Origin of the sequence: Streptomyces sp. P9(2023), from assembly GCF_032436795.1 — a bacterium.
Taxonomy (GTDB): domain Bacteria; phylum Actinomycetota; class Actinomycetes; order Streptomycetales; family Streptomycetaceae; genus Streptomyces.
This window is the reverse complement of sequence record NZ_JAUPWM010000564.1, coordinates 1-263: the sequence shown is the minus strand read 5'-3', so window position 1 is coordinate 263 and position 263 is coordinate 1. Positions and strand designations below refer to the sequence as shown.

1 protein-coding gene is annotated in these 263 nt (G+C 40.3%); it reads left to right on the top strand.

Annotated elements, in window-relative coordinates:
- Positions 1–20 precede the first annotated feature (20 nt).
- Positions 21–263 (top strand): hypothetical protein (locus tag Q5762_RS38710; RefSeq protein ID WP_315897004.1); only part of this gene is annotated, 243 nt, incomplete at its 3' end.

The window sequence follows — 263 nt, the reverse complement described above, 5'->3', positions numbered from 1 at the left end:
AACCCTCTAGGATTAACGATATGGACGCGGAAAAAACCACACAAACTTTTCAAGATTTGAAATTAGGTGCTGATGCTTACATTAAACGTAGAAATCAACGGTTGTTGGCTAATCATCGTAAAGAGCTTCGTAATTTTACGCGTGCTGAAGCGACAGCATATTTAGATATTGATTCTAAAACCTTAGATAAATATGTCGCTAATGCGGGCATAGACCCAAGGCGCCACGCTGACTCTCAGTGGTCTATAGACATTGAGGAAATG